The organism is Acinetobacter faecalis, assembly GCF_034187745.1.
Classification (GTDB): Bacteria; Pseudomonadota; Gammaproteobacteria; order Pseudomonadales; family Moraxellaceae; genus Acinetobacter; species Acinetobacter faecalis.
The window spans coordinates 1-21203 of sequence record NZ_JAXHPF010000002.1 but is presented as its reverse complement, the minus strand read 5'-3'; the positions used below and the strand labels follow the sequence as shown (position 1 = coordinate 21203).

The 21203-nt window shown below is 36.5% G+C and carries 20 protein-coding genes; 9 read left to right on the top strand and 11 right to left on the bottom strand.

Going from position 1 to position 21203, the window contains the following annotated elements:
- Positions 1-72: 72 nt before the first annotated feature.
- The 3 genes from SKM54_RS01915 to thyA all read right to left on the bottom strand — a co-directional run bounded on the left by SKM54_RS01915 (position 73) and on the right by thyA (position 2628).
- Entirely contained in the window at positions 73-1131 is a 1059-nt protein-coding gene (locus SKM54_RS01915) for an Lnb N-terminal periplasmic domain-containing protein (RefSeq protein ID WP_321088751.1), read from the bottom strand.
- Positions 1132-1161: 30 nt separating this feature from the next.
- Positions 1162-1674, bottom strand: a complete 513-nt coding sequence (locus tag SKM54_RS01910; protein ID WP_154771883.1) for a dihydrofolate reductase — start codon at positions 1672-1674, stop codon at positions 1162-1164.
- Between the two features lie 111 nt (positions 1675-1785).
- Positions 1786-2628, bottom strand: coding sequence for a thymidylate synthase (thyA, locus tag SKM54_RS01905; protein WP_321093752.1), 843 nt, complete (start codon positions 2626-2628; stop codon positions 1786-1788).
- A gap of 421 nt (positions 2629-3049) precedes the next feature.
- Here thyA and leuC point away from each other — a divergent pair, with 421 nt between their 5' ends.
- From leuC to leuB, 4 genes are all read left to right on the top strand, one after another.
- On the top strand, positions 3050-4483 hold the full coding sequence (gene leuC / locus SKM54_RS01900; RefSeq protein WP_321093750.1) for a 3-isopropylmalate dehydratase large subunit: 1434 nt from the start codon (positions 3050-3052) through the stop codon (positions 4481-4483).
- A gap of 13 nt (positions 4484-4496) precedes the next feature.
- Positions 4497-5147: a 3-isopropylmalate dehydratase small subunit gene (gene leuD / locus SKM54_RS01895; protein ID WP_248102013.1), complete on the top strand. Its 651-nt coding sequence runs from the start codon at positions 4497-4499 to the stop codon at positions 5145-5147.
- A 99-nt stretch (positions 5148-5246) separates the two neighbouring features.
- Positions 5247-5810: a hypothetical protein gene (locus SKM54_RS01890; RefSeq protein ID WP_248102016.1), complete on the top strand. Its 564-nt coding sequence runs from the start codon at positions 5247-5249 to the stop codon at positions 5808-5810.
- Between the two features lie 42 nt (positions 5811-5852).
- Positions 5853-6932 (top strand): 3-isopropylmalate dehydrogenase, encoded by a 1080-nt coding sequence (gene leuB, locus SKM54_RS01885; RefSeq protein ID WP_154771888.1) that lies wholly within the window; start codon positions 5853-5855, stop codon positions 6930-6932.
- A gap of 161 nt (positions 6933-7093) precedes the next feature.
- Here the strand turns inward: leuB and infA are convergent, their stop codons facing one another.
- A complete protein-coding gene (gene infA, locus SKM54_RS01880; RefSeq protein WP_001284370.1) occupies positions 7094-7315 on the bottom strand; it encodes a translation initiation factor IF-1 in 222 nt (73 codons plus the stop codon).
- Positions 7316-7544: 229 nt separating this feature from the next.
- On the opposite strand from infA, the gene SKM54_RS01875 reads away from it, so the two are divergent.
- Positions 7545-8552 carry an AraC family transcriptional regulator gene (locus tag SKM54_RS01875; protein ID WP_321088881.1) on the top strand — a complete coding sequence of 336 codons (1008 nt, stop codon included), beginning with the start codon at positions 7545-7547 and terminating at the stop codon, positions 8550-8552.
- Positions 8553-8643: 91 nt separating this feature from the next.
- Here SKM54_RS01875 and truA read toward each other — a convergent pair whose 3' ends face one another.
- The 5 genes from truA to asd all read right to left on the bottom strand — a co-directional run bounded on the left by truA (position 8644) and on the right by asd (position 14540).
- A complete protein-coding gene (gene truA / locus SKM54_RS01870; protein ID WP_321094109.1) occupies positions 8644-9441 on the bottom strand; it encodes a tRNA pseudouridine(38-40) synthase TruA in 798 nt (265 codons plus the stop codon).
- Between the two features lie 15 nt (positions 9442-9456).
- The gene (locus SKM54_RS01865; RefSeq protein ID WP_321093748.1) at positions 9457-10422 is read right to left on the bottom strand and encodes an asparaginase; all 966 of its coding nucleotides are present in this window, start codon (positions 10420-10422) and stop codon (positions 9457-9459) included.
- A gap of 43 nt (positions 10423-10465) precedes the next feature.
- Positions 10466-11785, bottom strand: a complete 1320-nt coding sequence (locus SKM54_RS01860; RefSeq protein WP_321093747.1) for a FimV/HubP family polar landmark protein — start codon at positions 11783-11785, stop codon at positions 10466-10468.
- A 69-nt stretch (positions 11786-11854) separates the two neighbouring features.
- Positions 11855-13276 carry a FimV/HubP-related protein gene (locus tag SKM54_RS01855; protein WP_321093746.1) on the bottom strand — a complete coding sequence of 474 codons (1422 nt, stop codon included), beginning with the start codon at positions 13274-13276 and terminating at the stop codon, positions 11855-11857.
- A gap of 145 nt (positions 13277-13421) precedes the next feature.
- Positions 13422-14540, bottom strand: a complete 1119-nt coding sequence (asd, locus tag SKM54_RS01850; protein WP_321088877.1) for an aspartate-semialdehyde dehydrogenase — start codon at positions 14538-14540, stop codon at positions 13422-13424.
- Between the two features lie 185 nt (positions 14541-14725).
- Here asd and SKM54_RS01845 point away from each other — a divergent pair, with 185 nt between their 5' ends.
- Positions 14726-15838: an endonuclease/exonuclease/phosphatase family protein gene (locus SKM54_RS01845; RefSeq protein ID WP_321093744.1), complete on the top strand. Its 1113-nt coding sequence runs from the start codon at positions 14726-14728 to the stop codon at positions 15836-15838.
- Positions 15839-16126: 288 nt separating this feature from the next.
- Here SKM54_RS01845 and SKM54_RS01840 read toward each other — a convergent pair whose 3' ends face one another.
- Complete coding sequence (locus tag SKM54_RS01840) at positions 16127-17062, bottom strand: LpxL/LpxP family acyltransferase (protein ID WP_321093742.1); 936 nt, start codon at positions 17060-17062, stop codon at positions 16127-16129.
- Between the two features lie 110 nt (positions 17063-17172).
- Positions 17173-19068: an ATP-binding cassette domain-containing protein gene (locus SKM54_RS01835; protein WP_321093739.1), complete on the bottom strand. Its 1896-nt coding sequence runs from the start codon at positions 19066-19068 to the stop codon at positions 17173-17175.
- Between the two features lie 34 nt (positions 19069-19102).
- Here SKM54_RS01835 and SKM54_RS01830 point away from each other — a divergent pair, with 34 nt between their 5' ends.
- The 3 genes from SKM54_RS01830 to SKM54_RS01820 form a co-directional block, all read left to right on the top strand.
- Positions 19103-19348 (top strand): SlyX family protein, encoded by a 246-nt coding sequence (locus SKM54_RS01830; RefSeq protein WP_248109627.1) that lies wholly within the window; start codon positions 19103-19105, stop codon positions 19346-19348.
- 118 nt (positions 19349-19466) lie between these two features.
- On the top strand, positions 19467-20474 hold the full coding sequence (locus SKM54_RS01825; protein ID WP_321093737.1) for a hypothetical protein: 1008 nt from the start codon (positions 19467-19469) through the stop codon (positions 20472-20474).
- Between the two features lie 27 nt (positions 20475-20501).
- Positions 20502-21203: PIN domain-containing protein (locus tag SKM54_RS01820; protein ID WP_321093736.1), on the top strand; the 702-nt coding region annotated here is incomplete at its 3' end.

Sequence of the window (21203 nt, the reverse complement as noted above, 5' to 3'; positions counted from 1 at the left end):
ATATAACTAAAAAAATTAGAAACTTATGCAATTATTTGTATATAAATTTTACAAATTTATAGGCTTCTTGTTTTAATCTGCTTGTGACTTTGGTTTGAGTAGTTGCTCTCGAATAATTTTTGAGTACTTTTCACTCGTTAAATCATCTATATTTTTTACTTTTGGATTTACATGTGCTTTTTCATACCAAGTTTTCATAGACCAATCGTGGTTAAGAGCATTCAAGTCGTATAAATAATTAGGTAAGTAGCCAGAAGCAAGAAGACGATAATCGACAGGTAATTGATTGTTTGAAACTGATTGAATCATGTCAAAAACAAGCGTGGTGCAGTTGCTTGTAAGTGTGTTGTACCATTTAGCTTCTTGTTCTAATTTGGCAGATTTCTTTAAGTACTCTTCAAATAATGCACGCATTTCAGGTTTAGGCATTGCGACAGGAAAAAAATAAACTTGTTCACCGCGAACGTTGCTACGCGTATAAATAATATCTTTTTCATCTGCTGCAATTAGGCTTAATTCAAACTTTCTAAAAAAACCGCCAAGTGCAGAAAAGTCTTCAGTTTTTTCTTTGCGAATTTCAATTGAAAACGTTAAAGGCGCACTATTTTTAAAATCGAAACTGACCAGCGTGTGAGCAATTTCTGGCCCCATCCAATAAGATGTAATGATATTTACACCTGAAAGATCATTTAAATTAAAGGTGCGTGTTTCCCATTTTTCGTCAAAGTCTTGTTCTGTACGCCATGTGAAATTTCGAACATTATGAAGCGTAACAATATCACCGCGTTGTTCAAAACTTAGTGATTTTGCAACGTCGGGATTCCATTCACGGTCTTGAAGTGGTGGGATGCTGAAATACCAAATTAAGGCGCATAAAAAGGTAAAAGAATAAATGAGGATGCTTTTTGTTCGACTTAAAAATTTTTTACAAAAATGAATACCTAAAATACTCAGTGCAAAAACAATCCAAAAACCAATAATAATTTTGCTAAAAAGTGGGCTAATGGGTTCTTGAAACCAAATTGCCATGCATAGCCATATGGAGCTAAAAAGAACAAATAGATTAAAAAGGGAATGAGCGATGGTCATTCCCAGTTTCTTTGAATTTTGTTTTTTACCAATATTTTGCATATGGCGTCTATTTTATAAAAATAATTATCTTTATTTTCGGTAAGTTGCGAACTCAAAAGCAATACCTGTTTTGTCGTCTATATGTTTTTCAGAAGCAACTTTCATAAAGTTATCTGGAATTTCTGGATAGTGTGCGTCACCTTGAACATCAAGCTCTACATGAGTGAGTTCTAAACGGTCTGCAATACCAATGGTTTGTTTGAAAATTTCACCGCCACCAATAATAAATACTGTGTCAGGTTTTTCTGATGCTTTTACATCTTCAACAGCTTGAGTTAATGCATCTTCAATGCTGTAAGCAACTTTAGTGCCTTCAAAAGCCCAATTTGTATCTCGGGTAATAATCCAGTTCACACGCTTTGGTAGTGTACGCCCCATAGATTCTAGGGTTTTACGTCCCATGACTACAACGCCACCTTGGGTAATTTCTTTGAAGTGTTTGAGGTCTGCAGAAATATGCCAAGGTAAGTCATTACCTTTACCAATGCAGTGTTTCTGATCCATTGCAACTACGTGAACAACTTCTAAATTTTGAAATGACATAAGACTTTAACCCTTTGAATCCGTCCTAATTTTCCCTTTATTAAATCAAAAGGTCTATATAAAAACTCCCCCTTTTACAAAAGGGGGATTTAGGGGATTATTTTATAAAAATTAAACCGCTACAGGCGCTTTAATACCTGCATGTGATTCATAACCTACAATTTCAATATCTTCAAATTTAAAGTCAAAAATATCTTTAATTTCAGGATTAAGCTTTAATTGACATAAAGGCAAAGGTTCACGGCTAAGTTGTAATTTGGTTTGTTCAAAATGGTTTGCATATAAATGTGTATCGCCACCAGTCCAAACAAAATCGCCAACGTCTAAGTCACAAACTTGCGCAATCATGTGTGTAAGTAAGGCATAACTTGCAATATTAAATGGTACACCTAAGAACACATCTGCACTACGTTGATAAAGCTGACAAGACAATTTTCCATTGTGAACAAAGAATTGGAACAATGTGTGGCAAGGCGGTAATGCAACCTGACCTGCTTCGTTTGGGTTCCAACCAGACACAATTAAACGACGTGAGTTTGGATTCGTTTTTATTTCATTAATAAGCCATTTAATTTGGTCGAAACCATCTTGCTCATATAAACCATTTTCTTTTTTTGTGCCGCCAAAGTTACGCCATTGGTGACCGTAAACAGGACCAAGTTCGCCTTCAGGACGACCAAAACGTGCAGTTTGTTCTGCCGTACACCATTCATCCCAAATACTTACTTTGTTGTCTTGTAAATATTTAACGTTAGTATCGCCTTTAAGGAACCAAAGTAGCTCAATAACAATTGAGCGGAAATGTACTTTTTTGGTGGTTAAAAGCGGGAAGCCTTTAGAAAGGTCAAAACGCATTTGGTGACCGAATACAGAACGTGTACCTGTACCCGTGCGATCACCTTTATCGCCACCGTTGTCTAGGATATGTTGTAGTAGGTCTAAATACGCTTTCATAAATGTCCTGTCATTTTCCTCTATAAAAAAGTAGCTTTTAGCTAAAAATTTAGAGGCTATATAAAATAATTTTCTGCAACGAGTATACTCATGTATAGAAATTTTTAATAGATGATGAAGATAAAGTTAAGTTTTTATGAGATTAATTATTTAGCAGTTTTTTTAATTGTAAATATTAAATTAATACAAATACTTGATGTGATTTTTAATGTTTTTTAGTATTAATAAAAATGCAGTTAAAAGTCATTATTTGTCTATATTTTTTGCTTGTAAAAGTGAAGAAATAAGAAAGGATGGGAAATTAAATTTTGCATTCCTAAAAGTTTTTGAACTAATAAAAATGATAAATTAGATTTATATCATATGCAGGCTATAATCAAATTAATCCAAAAATATACCCAGTCCAGTGGAGTCAATCGACATGGCAGGCGAAATCCAAAAAGCAAAGACATTGTACGATAAATTGTGGGATGACCACTTAGTAAAACAACGTGATGATGGTTCGGCTTTACTTTATATAGATCGTCATTTATTGCATGAAGTAACATCTCCACAGGCATTTGAAGGCTTACAACTTGCAGGTCGTAAACCTTGGCGTTTAAGCGCTAACGTTGCAACACCTGACCATAATGTTCCTACATCGAAAAAAGAACGTTCTGAAGGTATTTCAGGTATTGAAGATGATACTTCACGTATTCAAGTACAAACTTTAGATGACAACTGTAAAACGTTTAATGTTGTTCAGTTTGATATTAATGATGTGCGTCAAGGTATTGCGCATGTTGTTGGACCTGAACAAGGTTTAACTTTGCCGGGTATGACAGTGGTTTGTGGTGATTCACATACTGCTACGCATGGTGCTTTTGGTTGTTTAGCACATGGTATTGGTACGTCAGAAGTTGAACATGTATTGGCTACCCAATGCTTAGTTCAAAAGAAAATGAAAAACATGTTGGTGCGTGTTGACGGTAAATTAGGTCAAGGCGTGACTTCAAAAGACGTTGTATTGGCAATTATTGGAAAAATTGGTACCGCAGGTGGTACGGGGCACGCGATTGAATTTGGTGGTCAAGTTTTCCGTGATATGTCGATTGAAGGTCGTATGACTGTATGTAACATGGCAATCGAAGGTGGTGCGCGTGTTGGTATGGTTGCTGTTGATGAAAAAACTATTGAGTACGTAAAAAATCGTCCTTATGCACCAAAAGGCGAGCAATGGGATCAAGCGGTTGCGTATTGGAATACTTTACATTCTGATGAAGATGCACACTTCGATACAGTTGTTGTATTACAAGGTGAAGAGATTGAGCCACAAGTATCTTGGGGAACTTCTCCTGAGATGGTAATTCCTGTTTCTCAAGCTGTTCCAACTTTAGAACAAGCGAAAGATGAGGTTCAGCGTAACGATTGGACACGTGCTTATAACTACATGGGCTTAAATGCAGGTCAGGCATTGTCTGATATTCAATTAGACCGCGTATTTATTGGCTCTTGCACAAACTCACGTATTGAAGATATTCGTGCTGCTGCTGAAGTTGCGAAAGGCAAAAAAGTAGCATCATCTATTAAACAAGCGATGGTTGTTCCAGGTTCAGGTTTGGTGAAAGCACAAGCAGAAGCTGAAGGCTTAGACAAAATTTTAATGGAAGCTGGTTTTGAATGGCGTGAGCCAGGTTGTTCAATGTGTTTAGCTATGAATGCTGACAAATTACAACCAGGTGAGCATTGTGCATCGACTTCAAACCGTAACTTCGAAGGTCGTCAGGGTAATGGCGGTCGTACGCATTTGGTGAGTCCAGCAATGGCAGCTGCTGCTGCAATTGCAGGTCATTTTGTTGATGTTCGTACATTCTAATAGGAGCTAAAAGATGAAAGCTTATACCGTTGAACAAGGTATTGTTGCACCATTAGACCGTGCTAACGTTGATACAGATTTAATTATTCCAAAGCAGTTTTTGAAATCAATTAAGCGTACTGGTTTTGGCGAAAACTTATTTGATGAATTACGTTATTTGGATGAAGGTTATTTAGGTTTAGATAACTCTAAGCGTCCTAAAAACCCAGATTTTGCGTTGAACCAACCACGTTATCAAGGTGCTTCAATCTTAATTTCACGTGCTAACTTTGGTTGTGGCTCAAGCCGTGAACATGCGCCGTGGGCATTGGAAGAATATGGTTTCCGTACTGTAATTGCACCAAGTTATGCAGATATCTTCTTTAATAACAGCTTTAAAAATGGCATGTTGCCTGTGATCTTATCTGAAGAGATTGTTGATCAATTATTTAAAGAATGTTTTGCAACTGAAGGCTATCAATTAACGATTGACCTTGAAGCACAAGAAGTACGTACACCAAGTGGTGAAAGCTTTAAATTTGAAGTTGATCCATTCCGTAAACATTGTTTATTGAATGGTTTGGATGATATTGGTTTAACTTTACAAGCAAGCGATGATATTCGTGCTTATGAAGAAAAAACTAAAGCATCACGCCCTTGGGTTTTTAGTGAAATTAAGGGCTAATTTTTCAAAGATTTTATCGTAGTTTAATGCTTTAACTCTTGATAATATCAAAGCATAATAATTTCTATTATGAATTTGACATTCTTGGGTTGGTCTAAAATGAAAATAAAATCTTTTGGTCAAATTATTTTATTGTGCAGTGCTGTTATGACTTTAGCAGCCTGCCAAAGCTTAGACACTGCTAGATTAAAAAAAATTCAGGAAACACCAAGTACACAAGCGAATACAAAACTTTATTGCTCGGGTGTAGAGGTGTGTGAATTTGAACGTTTGGGACCAACCTTCATTGTAAAGGAAAGAAACCATCGAATTAATCGAGATGCGATGGAACAGGGAATTGTCAGAATTAATCTGCAAGCCATAGATGCAAACAAAGTGTATTTGTCTGTTCAACCTAAGCAACATGAAGTGGTTATTCGTTTTTATCCAGTGTCTAAGGATCGTGCTGAAAAGCTGTATGTCATACATAACTTTAAGGCAAATCAGAAATACACATTTAATATGTACCGTAAACGAAATAATGTAAGCGGTAGCCTTCTGAATGTATCTGCACCAGAGCCATTATGTGTAGATCTAAAAGAAGGGCAAAAAGTGATTCGACGTTTCTGTAAGCCTTACAATGTCTTGAGTGGACTTGGCGAGTTTACAGAGAAAAAACTTTAATATTTCATCAATCTTAGATTGATACTAAAAATGGAAAAACTCATGTCAAAACATATATTGATTTTACCGGGTGACGGCATTGGTCCTGAAATCGTAAAAGCTGCTGAACAAGTGCTTACACGTGTAAATGAAAAATTCAACTTAGGTTTGACGTGGGAACAAGGTTTATTGGGCGGTGCTGCAATTGATGCACACGGTTCACCATATCCAGAAGTGACAGCAGAACAAGCGAAAAAAGCTGATGCGCTTTTGTTAGGTGCTGTTGGTGGTCCTAAGTGGGACACAATTGAGCGTTCAATTCGTCCAGAACGTGGTTTGTTAAAAATTCGTAGTGAATTAAATTTATTCGCTAACTTACGTCCTGCAATTCTTTACCCACAATTGGCAGATGCTTCTAGCTTAAAGCCTGAAATTGTTGCTGGTTTAGATATTCTAATTGTTCGTGAATTAACAGGTGGTATTTACTTCGGTCAACCACGTGGTATTCGTGAATTAGAAAATGGCGAAAAACAAGGTTTCAACACAGATGTTTATTCTGAGTCTGAAATTAAACGTATTGCTAAAGTTGCTTTTGAATTAGCAGGTTTACGTGGCGGTAAAGTATGTTCTGTAGATAAAGCAAACGTACTTGAAGTGACTGAGCTTTGGAAGCAAACAGTAACTGCACTAAAAGAAGAGCAATATTCAAATATTGACTTATCTCATATGTATGTAGATAACGCTGCTATGCAATTGGTACGTGCGCCTAAACAGTTTGATGTAATTGTGACTTCTAACCTGTTTGGTGACATCTTGTCTGATGAAGCTGCAATGTTGACAGGTTCTATTGGTATGTTGCCATCTGCATCTTTAAATGAAGAAGGTAAAGGGATGTATGAGCCATGTCATGGTTCTGCACCAGATATCGCAGGTCAAAACATTGCAAACCCATTAGCAACTATTTTATCTGTTGCGATGATGCTTCGTTATACATTCCGTGAAGAAGCTGCTGCTCAAGCAATTGAAGATGCTGTAGGCAATGTATTAGATCAAGGTCTACGTACTGCTGACATTATGTCTGAAGGCAATACAAAAGTAGGTACAGTAGAAATGGGTCAAGCAGTTGTATCTGCATTGAACTAAGTTTTACGTGTATTAAAAAACGCAGCGTATTCGCTGCGTTTTTTTATTTCAGTATTTTTTTAATTGAAAATTAATTTGCCAATATTTACATATTTGACATTCATTTTTTAGACATATAAAAAAAGCCACTTCACAGTGACTTTTTTTGCTATCGCTAAAACTTAACGTGCACGGTAAGTGATACGACCCTTAGTTAAATCATAAGGTGTCATTTCAACTTTAACACTGTCGCCAGTTAAAATACGAATATAGTGTTTACGCATTTTACCAGAAATGTGGGCAATCACTTCGTGACCGTTTTCTAAACGTACACGGAACATAGTATTAGGAAGCGTTTCGGTGACAACGCCTTCGAACTCGATGAGTTCCTCTTTATTGGCCATAGCCTACCTGAGTATCAAATTGGAAAGGCGCAAATTATAGTCAATTTTTTTGCATATTACAAGGTTCTAAGCCTTGAAGTATGGTCATCTGTCAATCAAATAAGCGAATAGTGCGTTTAAAGTTTTTTTGATAAAACAAGGGTTGCTCTGTTGTCAGTTTGGTCAATCACAGTTAATCTAATTTGAATGTTTTAAGTATAAATGAAGAACATACAAGGAAGGTTTTTGAGTGAGTCAGCAAACAGATGCATCGGTAATACTGCGGTTGGGCTACCAAGCGATTCGTCGTGCTGGTTTACCTACAGATGAAATTTTGACAAAGGCAGGTGTTGCTTTAGGTCAAGTTGATGCCAATGATCGTACTCCACTAAATGCCCAATATGCGTTTTGGGTGGCAGCAGAAGAAGTCAGTCGTGACACAGATATTGGTTTGCATTTAGGGGAACACTTACCGCTATATCGTGGGCAAGTCATTGAACATCTGTTTATTTCTTCTGAGAATTTTGGTGAGGGCTTAAAACGTGCCTTAGCATATCAGCGTTTAATTAGTGATGCATTTAATGCAACATTGGTGGTTGAAGATGGACGTTGCTACCTTACCAATGGCATACAAGCTCATGCTGAAAATATTGTAAATCGGCATTTTTCTGAATGTGCGATGAGTGGTGTACTTCGGTTCTTTAAATTTATTACTGAAGGTCGTTTCGAACCCATCTATATCGATTTTAATTTTAGTCAGGGTGCTTCTGACGATGAATATTTACGTGTGTACGAATGCCCTGTAAGTTTAGGGCAAAAAGAAACGCGTCTTTATTTTGATCCTGCAATTTTAGATTATCAATTATGGCAAGCAGAGCCTGAACTTTTTCATATGCATGAACAATTAGCATTAGAAAAATTACAAGAACTTGCACGTTATGATTTGGTGGGTGAAGTAAGACGTGCAATTGGTTTTACATTAGAAAGTGGTGAAACAACTTTAGAAACAGTTGCTTCGCAGTTGAATATCACACCAAGACGCTTACGTACGCAATTAAGTGAAGCGCATACAAGCTTTCAGCAAATTCTTTCAGATTATCGTTGTCGTTTAGCAAAACGCTTATTGGCAGGAACAAATGAAAGTGTAGAGCGTATTGTTTATTTAACGGGTTTTTCTGAGCCAAGTACGTTTTACCGCGCATTTAAGCGTTGGACAAATGAAACACCTGTGGAATATAGAAAAAGAAAGCAACGTTAATTCTTATCCTAAGTCCCTCCTTTCTTGCGCTTCAGCTTAAAGCAGTGCTTAAGCTTTGCTCAGGAGGGGAGTTGGAGGTTAGGAGAGATTATTATTCGGGCATATTCAGCCAATGTGGTCCTAAAGGTATTTTAGGTAAATCAAATTGTTCAGGATAATCTGCATGAATGAAATATAAGCCATCAGGCGGAGCAGTAATACCTGCAGCTTTACGATCTTCTGCTGCAAAAATTTCATCTATATGATCAACATCATACATACCTTGCCCAATTTCTAATAAACAGCCCACAATATTTCTGACCATGTGATGCAAGAAACCATCGGCTTGAATATCTAAAACTAAATAACAACCATGTCGAATCAGTCTTGAGTGCGTGACATGACGAACAGGTTGATTCGATTGGCAGGCAGCAGCACGGAAGCTTTCAAAATTATGCGTACCTTCGAATTTTTTTGCCGCTTCCATCATTTTTTTAACATTTAATGGGTTAAACACATGAGTAACTTGCTTGTGTAAAAGTGCAGGACGTTGTGGATTATTATAAATGACATAACGATAGCGACGTGCTTGTGCTTTAAAACGCGCATGAAAATCTGAATCCATTTCTTTAATCCATTGGATAGAAATGTCTTTAGGCAATGTGCTATTTGCACCCATCAACCAACCACGAATTGGGCGAATGGCATTGGTATCAAAATGTGCAACCATATTTGTTGCATGCACGCCTGCATCGGTGCGACCTGCGCCGTGAAGCATAATGGGTTCATTGGCAATTTTGGATAAAACCGTTTCAATGGTTTCTTGCACGCTTACTACGCCAGCTTGTTGAGTTTGCCACCCTCTATAATGAACGCCAGAAAACTCAATACCGACTGCAAAACGTTGCATATTCACCTCAAATCCTTAATCAATCCAATGGTCATGCCATTGTTCTACGGAGTCGTATTTTAAATACATTTTTAATGCTTTTGCATAAAGATCTGCATGACTAAAGCTATTACTTACCAAAAATTTTGCATGTGTGATCCATTCACTCACGGCATAGCGTTGATCGAGAGAGCCAAAAGGGACTTGGCTATTAATAATCACTGCACAGTTTTTTGCTTGAATACTTTTTAAAACCTGAATGAGTTTGTCATTCACAGCAATATTTCCAGTGCCAAATCCTTGTAAAATTAATACATGTGGTGGATTTTCAATAAACAATTCTAAATTTTGGATTTGTGCATCAATAGAAATGGGTTGCCACATAATATTCAGGCAATTAAAGCATTGAGCTTTAAAAATAAGCTGATCATCTATCTTAAATGCTTCTGTATTTGCATAAATAGCCTGATTCGCATCTATCCCTGTAAATGCATCAAGTTCTGTTGTATGTCGTTTTAACGCAGTTTGAGCGTGAATTAAACGATGGTGAAAAGCCAAGTAAACGCCACTTGAGCATTTTGCAACGGAATCTAATGCAAAATTAAGATTATCTGTGGCATCTGTAAATTCGCGTGTATCATTGCCATTTACATTAAGCAGAGGATATTGGCTACCAGTAAGAACAACACTTGCAGAATTTCCTAAGCAATGCGCTAGAACAGCACTTGCATAACTTAAAGTATCTGTACCGTGAATAATCACAAAATGTTGATATTGATTTTGTTGTAATTCTTGAATGTATTTTACAAGTTTCAGCCAATCCTCAGCGGTGCAAGCACTACTGTCTTTAATAATAGGCGAAACAAAGCATTCAATATTAAATTGAGGCGGAAGTACTCGTTGTAATAATGGAATAAATTTTTCAGCAGGCATTGGTGCTAATGGTTCGCCAACACAGCCGAAAGTTCCACCCATATAAATCAAAGCAATTTTTTTCATCATAAAAAAAGCAGCCAATAATGACTGCTTTAGTGTAATTCGTTTTTTATAAAGATGCGATTTGATTCAGTAATTGATCTGCAACTTGACGTTGTTCATCTGAAAAGTTCACGTTGCTGTCAGTTAAAATTTCACGTGCAGCATCATAAGCACCTAGCTCGATATATTTTTTAGCTAAGTCTAAATTCAATTCAGCTTCATTAACCTCTGAAAGAGAAGGGAATGATTGAACTAAAGGATCTGCAAGATTTATATCAGATACAGCAACAATAGGTGTTTCTGTAGCAACAGGCGCTGGTGTAGTATTTTCTAAAACTGATGCATCGAAACTTTTTTCAAGCTCTACTTCAGTTGTTTTTACATCTTCAACAACAGGTGCAGAATCTAGATTGAAACTGAACTCAGGTTGTTCATCTAATTTAGTGTTTGGTTGTTCAGGTTCTACAGCAGGTGTTTGATCTATCACAAAATCTAAATTAAACTCATTCGATTTTTGTGGTTCATCATTTACATTAGCTTGAACTGGTTCACTTGCTTTTTCTTCAATTGTTTCATTACTTGAAATTGTGAATGAAAAATCAAGAGGTTTAATTTCATCAATAGCAGACTTTTTTTCAACTTGTGGTTGAATTTCGTTTGTCGTAAATTCCGTAGAAAATTCTAGTGTATTATTTTCTACAAGAGGTTCAACAGTTTCTTGGGCTTCGGAACTAGAAGATGTGGTGAACTCTAACTCCGTATTTTCAAACTTAGGTTTTTCTTCAGTAATTGTTTGAACAGGTTCAGATGGATTGTTGATTAGTGCATCAAAAGCATCATCTGAAAATGAGTCATGAGTTACAGGTTTTACTGGCTGCTGGGCAGTTTCCTCATGGCTAGGTGTAAACTGAATAAAATCATTAGATTTAGCTTTAGACTTTTCAGTAGCAACTTTCTCTTCAGCTTTTTGTGCAATTTCATGCAATTCTAAGGCATTGATATGACTTAAAAGTTGATTAACTGCAAATTCATCTTTTTGTTCAAGATGGACATCCAGTAATAATAAATATAATTCGTGTTGAGAGTTATCACGTTTTAAAGCTTGGTTAATTTGAGCTTCTGCTGCAAAGAAATTACGATCTTGAATTAAGGTTTCAATTTTTTTACGTGTTTCAGTTGCAAGAGGCTGAGTTTGTTTAGGCTCAACAACTTCATCTTCAACAATTTTTGTTGGTTTTGCTTGGACACGTGTAGAACTTGATTTTTTAGCCTTAGTTTTCGTATTTCCTTTATTTTTAGGCTGACCTGATTCTTGAGCATCTTGACGCTTTTTGACAACAAGTAAAACGACAATCAAAATGATGAGTGGAATCACATACATCAGCATATCTATACCCCTTATGGATATTGCCTTTTTTAGTAAGGGCAAATCCTTGAAAACTTGGTGTGTAACAAATTAGTTATGAGATTTTTTTGCGTCTTGTTGATTTTTCAACTGTTGTTGAAGTTGAGCAAGACGAGCATTCAATAATTGAATTCTATGATCCTTTTGATTCAATGCTATTTCTAACTGAGTTACGTTTCTCTGTAATTTAACGGTTTTTTCTCGAGATGTCATAACCTTTGATGATAATTCTGGAGAAGTTACATTACTTTTTGCATTTTTTGATGCAGAACCGTGCGCTGAGTTGTCTTCACTCTCTGCAACTAAACTCATTTCTGCTTGGCTTAAACGATATTTTGCCGTTCCAGACTGTTTAGTTTTAGGATGTGTTGCTTTATTTTTAGCTACTTTACGCGCATTATCGTCAGTTGATGTTTCTTGTAAATTTAAAGTTACCCCGCGCTTTAGGCGGTTAGCATCACCTTGAATAAAAGCATGTTCATTATTGGCTTTAATTTGTTGCATCACAGAATTGACAGAGCGATTTTGTTCACCAGCAACTCTAGATGCAATTGCCCATAAAGATTCATTGCTTTGAACTATGTGTTTGTCATTACTATTTGGTAATGTTGTGGGTTCAACCTTTTTAGGTTCAGGTTTATTTTCTGTTTTTAAAGCTTTCTTTTCACGTTCTGCATCTGCAAACTTTTTAACTAAAGGGTCGGCAGAAACGTTTGATTGTGGAATAGGTGGTGCAATTTGAATATTTTGAGCTGACACCGACTTTGGAGCTGTATTTTGTGCTTTTACGGGTTCTGGAGGAGTAATTTTCTCTATAGTTTCTTCAGACTGAGCTGATTTGGTTAATATTTCCTGTGTATTGGTAGAAGGAGTAGACTGAAATACAACAGGTGCTGGTGTTGTTAAAGTCGGTGCTTGAGTAGCTGTATTTGTAACCTTCAATGGTTCAAACTTTGTAGTTGATGGTGTTGTTATTTGTGGTGCATACGTACTACTTGTGGGTAAATTTAAAGCAATATCTTTTTCATTAACAACCATAATAGGGGTTAATGAATTTTCTTTGGATGTCGTTCTGCTGTTTGTAGAAGTGTTGTTACGAGCAAGTGGTTTTTTAATTTGCTGTAAACGTGTAGTAGAGCCTTCTTTAATTTTAACAATAATATTAATTTCAGAATCAATAATTGGTCTAGAAGATGTAATTGTGATTACACCGGAACCATTTGGATTTCTACGGGTGAAAAAGTTTAAATGTCCAGGAGGCTGATGTGTTGCACCAATAGACATTAAATCTTCTGGTTTTGCGAGGCTTACCTCAAGAGGTGTATTTATGTCAGATTGACGGAAATTTAATTCGGCATAAAGTAGCTCGCCTGCACTTGATTGAATAATGGCAGGGTCGACATTGAGTGCATAAATATTTTGTGATGCAAAAATTGCTAAAATCGCGATTTTTAACTTGTTATATGTGGTCATATTAATCTTTAGCTCGGTCACAATCGCAAAGCGGAAATTATAATTATAGATTAGCGATTTGTTGACTATTTGTAAAACAATTACCGTGAACTGTCATAAAAAAGCCGATCATGAATGACCGGCTTTTTTTTGTTTTTAATTGAGATTAAGCACTTTTAAAGTCAATTAAAATACGAAGCATACGACGTAAAGGTTCAGCAGCACCCCAAAGTAATTGGTCGCCAACAGTGAATGCACCTAAGTACTCTTTACCCATATTCAGCTTACGTAAACGACCTACAGGAACACTTAAAGTACCTGTTACAGCAACAGGAGTAAGGTCTGTCATAGACGCTTCACGTGTATTTGGAACAACTTTAGCCCATTGGTTTGCATTGCGTAACATATCTTCAATTTCATCAAGCGGAACATCTTTTTTCAATTTCAATGTTAATGCTTGAGAGTGACAACGCATTGCACCAATACGTACACAGTGACCATCAATAGGAACAATTTGCTGATTGCCTAAGATTTTGTTTGTTTCAACTTGGCCTTTCCATTCTTCTTTCGATTGACCGCTTTCAAGCTGTTTGTCGATATAAGGAATGAGGGAACCAGCTAAAGGCACACCAAAGTTTGCAGATGGGAAGCCTTCGCCACGTTGTAGTTCAGCAATTTTTGAATCGATATCAAGAATTGGTGAGCGTGGGTCATCTAACAAATCTTTTGTATTGTTGTACAAGTAGCCCATACCGCTAATGAGTTCACGCATATTTTGCGCGCCTGCACCAGAAGCTGCTTGATATGTCATTGATGTTGCCCATTCCACTAAATTGTTTTGGAATAAACCACCAAGACCCATCAACATAAGGGAAACTGTACAGTTACCACCTACAAATGTTTTAGTGCCATTCACTAAACCATCTTTAATGACATTCATGTTTACAGGATCGAGCACAATAATTGCTTCATCATCCATACGTAATGTAGATGCAGCATCAATCCAGTAACCAGCCCAGTTTTCCGCTTTTAATTTAGGGAAAACTTCAGACGTGTAATCACCACCTTGGCAGGTAATAATGACATCCATTTGCTTCAGACTATCAATGTCTGTCGCATCCATAAGTGCTGGGGCAGTTTTACCGCCAAACGCAGGGGCTTCACCACCTGCATTACTGGTAGAGAAATAGAACGGCTCGAAATGAGCAAAATCATTCTCTTCAACCATACGTTGCATAAGGACAGAACCAACCATCCCGCGCCAACCGACCAGACCTACTTTCATGTCACTTTGCCTCGGTGCGTTAAAATAAAAAAAAGGGGGTTTGAGTGTATCAAAAGAGTACGTAACTGCAAGTGCTACACAAAGAAAACAGCATTTATATTGTGAAATATAACTTGTTTATGTTACATGGAAAATTGATATAAATTTATGAATCAATAAAAAATTAAGAATATAAGAGAAAAGTTATGGTCTGGATAGAGATATTAGCAGTTGTGGTGATTTGGCTAAGCTTCTGGTCGCTCATTCCTCGCGATGAGTGGTGGTTTCGTGGTGCAGATTTTCCACGCTTACAAATACTGGTACTCGGAATCATTGCTTTTATTTTACTACTGGGTTGGGATTCACCGTGGGATATCTGGCGTGAAATTATATTTATAGGTTTAATTGCAGCACTGGCTTATCAGCTAAAAATGGTGTTGCCTTATACCTTTATTTGGAAAAAACAGGTAAAACAAGTTCGTAAGGAACAACTCGATGCGAGTAAACAAATTTCAATATTGGTTTCAAATGTACTGACACCCAATAAAAAATATGATGCTTTAATTGCTCAAATTAAAGAATATCAACCTGATATTGTTTTAACGCTAGAAACAGATGATGTATGGCAAAAACAATTAGAAGTGATTGAGCCTAATTATCCATATCGAGTTCCTGTGCCATTAGATAATTTATACGGAATGCATTTGTATAGCCGACTTAAATTATCCGACACAGAAGTAAAATTTATTTTAAGTGATGAAATTCCATCTATTCATACGACTGTAACTTTAGATTCGGGTAATCAAGTTCAGCTGTATTGTTTACATCCGAAACCACCAAGCCCAACAGAAGCAAAAGATTCTAAATTACGTGATGCTGAATTGCTTATTGTGGGTGATCAAATTAAAGATTTAGATGAAAGCTGCATTGTTATGGGAGATTTAAATGATGTTGCATGGTCACGTACAACACGGTTATTTCAGCGTATTAGCGGTTTATTAGATCCGCGAGTAGGACGTCATTATGTCAATACTTTCCACGCAGATTATCCATTACTTCGTTGGTCACTCGATCATGTATTTCATAGCACGGACTTTGCTTTGGTGGAAATGAAACGCTTAGAACATATGGGTTCAGATCACTTTCCTATTTATGTGGTTTTGCAAACAGGACGAATTTTTGAACAAGTTCAACAAGAGCTTGAGCAAACTAAGGAAGATGAAGAAAAAGCACAAGAGGCAATTCAAGAAGGTATTGAAAAGGCAGAGAAAGAGGAAAAAATTGTGACAGATGAAATTGCGCAAGATTATAAATCTTAAATGCAGGAGACATATCTTTGTAGTCAATCTCCTACAAGCTTTTGAGGAGATAGAGGCTATGAAGACTCAGGTTAAAATCTTATTGTTACTACATCAGCACATGGAACGGGAATGGATAGTCCCACTAAGGAAGACCAAGCTGAAGGAAAAACATCAAGGAAATGATGTGTGGTTAGGATAACCAAATATAAAATAAAAAATACATGAACAGCACAACCCCATATAGCCCGAGTTTTACAGGATGTAGAACTCGGGTTGTTGTTTTTTAGGGGTAATAAATTTTAAATATTAATATAAACTTTCAGAACCATTTGGACGTGTTTTAAAACGACGGTGGAACCACATATATTGTGTAGGTGCTATACGAAGCTGACGTTCAATAATTAAATTGGTGCGAGTCGCATCGTCAAGTTCATCATCACTTGGTAGGTTTTCTACAGGTGGTTCAATTAAAACTTTATATTTTGGATCTGAAATATCACCGTCACGATAGAAATAAAGCGGAATGGCTTCTGCTTTGGTCATTTTTAATAAACGACGGTGCGCTGTAACTGTGGCAGCAGGAACACCAAAGAAAGGTGCCATTACGCCTTGTTTCAAGCCGAAATCTTGGTCAGGGCTATACCAAATTGCACGTCCATTTTTTAAATGACGAATTAAGCCACGCATATCATCATGGTCAATTTGATTGGTATAAATAGTTGAGCGACAACGGTAAATCAACATATCGAGTAATGGATTATTCTGTGGACGATAAACCACATCTGGGTCGAAATATTGTGCACAAACATAACCGCCAGCATCAAGTAAGGTAGAATGCGTTCCTAAAAGGAGTGCACCTTTACCTTGTGCTTGAGCATTTTGAATATGTTCCAAACCTTCAATTTCTATTCGACCTTCAAACCACTTTGGGCAGTACCAAGCATTTAGTGTTTCAAAAATTCCAAGCATTTGATCGATAAAGACTTGCTCAGATTTCTCCAAAACTTCAGCTTCAGACCATTCAGGGAAACATAATTCTAAATTGCGAATAGTGGTTTGTTTGCGAGATTTTAAGCTTTTAAATGCAATTGAGCCTAATACACGGGCAATTCTGTGCTGAATTGACCAAGGTAAAATTGCCAAAATCATCAGGAAGATAATACCCACCCATATTCCCCAATATTTGGGCAATAAAAATGACCATTGAAATTCACCTGGTTTGTAGTCTGGCTTTTTACTCATTGCAACAAAGTAACCTTAAAAATTCGATGTAGTTTAACACGATTGATTTATGCAAATAAAAAGACATCTAAACCAAAGGCATAGATGTCTTTTTGAATCAGAAATTAAGCTTAGTTGCCTTTGCTTAAATTCTCAAGTGTTTCCCATTGTTCTAACTTTTCAAGCAAAAGCTCGTCAATTTCAGTTAAACGATTAGAAAGTTTCATTGCTTTGTCTGCATCAGATACAAACATAGAACCATCTGCAAGTTGTTCATTAATTTCAGCTTGCTCTTTTTCTAAAGCTTCCATTTCAGCAGGTAATTGCTCTAAAGCACGTTGATCTTTATAGCTTAACTTCGCTTTTTTAGGAACTGCAGCTTCAGCTTTTGCAAGCGCTTTCTTTACATCGTTTTTTTGATCTACAGCTGTTTGATCAGGGCGTTGCTCTAGGTAATCTTGATAACCACCAATGTATTCATCAATTTGACCTTTACCGTCGAATACCCAAGTAGAAGTTACAACGTTATCCATGAATGCACGGTCATGTGAAATCAATAGAAGTGTGCCTTTGTAACCACCTAGCATTTCTTCGAGTAACTCTAAAGTCACCATATCTAAATCGTTTGTTGGCTCATCCATTACAATTAAGTTAGATGGTTTAAGCAGTAATTTCGCCAGTAAAATACGATTACGTTCACCACCAGAAAGTGCTTTAACAGGTGTACGAGCACGTTCAGGTGAGAATAAGAAATCTTGTAAATAGCTGTAAATATGGCGACGACCACCATTTACATCAACAAAGTCTGAACCTTCAGATACGTTATCTTTTACAGATTTTTCTAAATCGAGCGCGTTACGTAATTGGTCAAAATAAGCAACTTCTAGCTGAGTACCTGTTTTCACAGAACCTGCGTGTTCAAGTTCACCTAAAATTGCTTTGATTAATGTTGTTTTACCAACACCGTTGTCACCAACTAAACCAATTCGGTCACCACGAAGAACCAATGCCGAGAAATCTTTAATGATTGGTGCATTGTTGCCAAAGGTAACGCTAAGATTTTCGATATCAAATACAAGTTTACCTGAGCGATTGGCTTCTTGTGTTGCCATGCTCACTTTACCTTGCTGTGAACGACGTGCTTTAGACTCTTCACGAAGTTCTTTTAATGCACGAACACGACCTTCATTACGAGTACGACGTGCTTTAATACCTTGACGAATCCAAACTTCTTCTTCTGCAAGACGTTTATCAAAAAGTGCATTTTGCTTTTCTTCAGCTTCCATTTGTTGAGCTTTAAGCTCTAAGTAACGTGAATAGTTACCCTCAAAGCTACGTAAAGTACCGCGGTCAAGCTCTACAATACGTGTTGCAATGCTGTCTACAAATGAACGGTCATGTGAAATGAACAATAATGTTAAGTTATTTTGATCAAGCAAAAATTTCTCTAACCATTCAATACTTTCAACATCCAAATGGTTCGTTGGTTCGTCTAGTAATAGAACGTCTGGTTGAGTCAGCAAAGCACGTGCAAGAAGTACACGACGCTTACGACCACCTGATAAATCTGCAAGGTCTGCATCTGGGTCTAAGCCCATTTTGCTTAAAATAGAGTTTACTTTTGTTTCTAAAGACCAGCCATCTAACTGATCCATTTTATGCTGTAAGTCGCCCATGCGCTCACATGCATCCATATCGCCAAGTACACAAGCATCGCTTGCTTCGTGATATGCACGAAGAACAGAGGCAGCTTCGCCTGCACCATCTGCAACAATATCGGCTACTTTGCCAGAATCCATGGGTACATCTTGAGCAAGCATTGAAATTGTAATGCCGTTTTGTAATGAAACTTCACCAGCATCTGGTAATAAAGTTCCCTCAATCAGTTTAAGTAAAGTAGACTTACCCTCACCATTACGACCGATTAAACACACTCGTTCGCCACGTTCTAAACTGAAGTTCGCGCCGTCGAGTAGGGCAGGTCCGCCAAACGCTAGTTGGACATCCCTTAAAGTAATATAGGCCATAATGTTTCCTAAAATCCTACATGAGGAGTGTAAAGTGACTAAACAACAAAATCTTGATGAACAGGCGTCATTTTCCGCACCCATTGAAGATTTGCAAGTGCGAATTGCATTTTTAGATGATTTAGTTGATCAGTTGAATGAACAATTGATTATTCAAGGTCAAGAACTTGCTGATTTAAAAAAACAAATGCGGATTTTGTATCAACGTGTAGATGCATCAGATATTTCTGATGGAATTGCACCGTTTGACCCATTGACGAACAAACCACCGCATTATTAATGAGTTTTGTTTTATTCACAACTTGTTTGGTTTAAACAGCGATATCAGGTCGAATTTTATTTGACCTTTTTTGCGCTTATCTGTCTAATAAAATTAACTATTGAACATAATTGTATCTATGAGCCAAAAAGTCGTTCTATTCGATTTAGAGCAAAATATTCCAACAGCATCTTTATTGCGTAAAGTGATTGAACATTATTCAACCCTCTATGTATTTAATTGCAGTGGTAAATTTGAGTTTGCTTTAGAAGATTTAACCGAATTTGCAAGCTGGATTAGCAGCGGTCAAGTTGTGGTATTAGACACGCCTCAAGCATCACAACGAGAGTTTGAATATGCTGTTGTGGTTGGACAGTTATTAGCATTATTAGATGCAGATACACATGTTGAAGTTATTTCAGCAATCCCAAGCAGTGACATGCTTATTTTAATGCTACAAAGTTCAAATATTAGTTGTAGCTTAATTCAAGTTGAATTAGAAAATTCTGCAACAAAAGTGACCAAGCAAGTTGTGCCAAGTGTTCAAGCCATTTTGAACAATCCAGATTTAATCTTTGTTAAGCAATATTGTGATGTTTTGGACACAATGTCCGGTAAGCCAAATACAATTGATAAACTTAAAAACTCAATTTTAAATGTATTAAATGTAGAAGCAGAAAAAGCACAACACTTAATTGGCATGTTGATTAATTTAAAACTTGTGAAAAATTTTGAAGATCAAATTTCATTTCGAAAGAAAGTTTTAAAACAATGGGTTTTATTAGATTTAGAAAATATTGATGAACCTGAAAAATTGACGCAATCTGCATTGGAATTTATTGCCGATATTAAAGCGGAAAAAGCGCAAGCAGAAAATGAATTAAATGCAAATGCAGACATTCAAAATGCACAAAACGGATTGTTCAAAAACTTTGCGGTACTTGATCCTGTTCAATTGGAAGTTGCACAAAAACTTCGAGAGTTAAAGTCTAATAAACCTAAAGATATATATGAATTGCGTGATTTGTTGGAGCAATTATTTCCACAATCGAATATTCGTTTATTGCTTAAAGAGCTTTTAGATAAAGGCTATATTTATTGGAATGGACATGAAATTTTGTACAGCCATGAGATGTTTTTGAATTAGAGAATAGGTTGATATTTTGAGGGGAATATGAAAAAAATTTTATTGCTTGATATTGAGAATTTGCAAAAAACAGAAAAAGAATTATTAAAATATTTGTCGCAGTATCAATATGTTTATTTAGTTTATGCGAAATCACCTGTTAATTTTAGTTTGGATGGTCTGGTACAGCTTGCACCATTTGTTATGAATGGAAAATTAAAGGTTTTAAAAATGCCAAGAGTTGGGAAAGATGCAGCTGATTTTGGGTTGGCTTTCATAGCGGGTCAGCTAGCAACTCAAGTATCAGCTAAAGAGTATTCTTTTGAAGTTATGTCGAATGACCATTCAATGGAGTATGTGATTGATCTTTTGAAAATTGCAAAATTTGAAGCAAAGATTATTCATGAAAAACCCTTAGTTCCTCCTCATGTTTTAAATGAGATAAAAGCGGACACAAAAATAGAATTTTTAATTTATCAATATTGTGAATATCTAAACAAGCAAGGTTCGAGACCTGCGAAGTTAGAAACATTATTAAACTCGCTGAAAGCGATTTTGAAAGTTGAAGAGGATGTTGCAAAAATATTAGTAGAGCTGTTAAAAAAATACAAAATTGTAAAATTTGAAAATGGCAAAACAATCTATCAGTCACCAAGTTTGCAGAAATATTTGAAAGATAATAAGTTAACTGCTGAAACTGCTGAAACTGCTGAAACTGCTGAAACTGCTGAAACTGCTGAAACTGCTGAA